Here is a 1,344-nt window from a genome sequence, read left to right on the forward strand (position 1 = left end):
TGGGTGCGGATTCGAGGCCCCTCGACCGGCTATGTCCGTGTGCCGTGAAAGGGGACCGAATGTCCAAGTGTGCGCTGATCACCGGAATCACCGGGCAGGACGGCTCGTACCTCGCCGAACACCTGCTCGCCCAGGGGTATCAGGTGTGGGGCCTGACCCGGGGACAGGCCAACCCGCGGAAGGATCGCGTCGCCAAGCTGATACCCGACCTGAACTTCGTCGACGGTGACCTCATGGACCAGGGCAGCCTGGTCTCCGCCGTCGACTTCGTCCAGCCGGACGAGGTCTACAACCTCGGGGCCGTCTCCTTCGTCCCCATGTCCTGGCAGCAGCCGGAGCTCGTCACCGATGTCAACGGCACCGGCGTGCTGCGCATGCTGGAGGCCATCCGCATCGTCAGCGGACTCGGCAAGTCCAGCGGCGGGAGCGACGGCCACGGCCAGATCCGCTTCTACCAGGCCTCCTCCTCGGAGATGTTCGGGAAGGTCGTGGAGTCGCCGCAGAGCGAGCGAACCCCCTTCCACCCGCGCAGCCCCTACGGCGTGGCCAAGGCGTACGGCCACTACATCACCCAGAACTACCGTGAGTCCTACGGTGTGTACGGCGTCTCCGGGATCCTGTTCAACCACGAGTCGCCCCGCCGCGGCGCGGAGTTCGTGACCCGGAAGATCTCCCTCGCGGTCGCGCAGATCAAGCTGGGACTCCAGGACAAGCTGCTCCTCGGCAACCTCGACGCGGTGCGCGACTGGGGCTTCGCCGGGGACTACGTCCGCGCGATGCACCTGATGCTCCAGCAGGACCGGCCCGGGGACTACGTGGTCGGCACCGGCCAGATGCACTCGGTGCGGGACGCCGCCCGCATCGCCTTCGAGAGCGTCGGCCTGGACTGGGAGGAGCACGTCGTGGTGGACCCGGCGCTGGTGCGGCCCGCCGAGGTCGAGACGCTCTGCGCCGACTACGGCAACGCCCGTCAGGGCCTGGGCTGGAAGCCCGCCGTCGACTTCGAGGAGCTGATGCGCATGATGGTGGAGTCCGACCTCCGCCAGGCCGGCCGCGAGCGCGACCACGGCGAGCTGCTCGCCGCGGCGAGCTGGTAGCCGCCGCGAAGTACCTGCTCACACCCGTCGTGAACCCAGGATCGGCCGATCTCTAGGGAATTCCACGACCACGTCGGCCGACACTTGGCACGTGGCGTGCGGGAAGTCGAGCAGTGCCCCGCGCGGGGCACCCAGATGACTCTCAGTCGCTGTGGAACAGCCATCCCGAGTACCGGATGCCCACATCGAAATCCTCTGCAGTCCGCCGGTCCTGAGCTTGAGATGGGTTGAGTTGAACGTGGCGAAG

Annotated in this window: 1 protein-coding gene; it reads left to right on the plus strand. The window is 67.7% G+C overall.

The features are described 5' to 3' along the window. Positions 1 to 59 precede the first annotated feature (59 nt). The gene (locus LUZ64_RS26175) at positions 60 to 1,097 is read left to right on the plus strand and encodes a GDP-mannose 4,6-dehydratase (protein WP_095584495.1); all 1,038 of its coding nucleotides are present in this window, start codon (positions 60 to 62) and stop codon (positions 1,095 to 1,097) included. The last annotated feature ends 247 nt before the right edge of the window (positions 1,098 to 1,344 follow it).

The organism is Streptomyces albireticuli (assembly GCF_021228125.1).
GTDB lineage: Bacteria > Actinomycetota > Actinomycetes > Streptomycetales > Streptomycetaceae > Streptomyces > Streptomyces albireticuli.

Coding starts and splice junctions, on each gene's coding strand:
- LUZ64_RS26175 (WP_095584495.1), top strand. CDS start 60: ATGTCCAAGTGTGCGCTGATCACCGGAATCACCGGGCAGGACGGCTCG.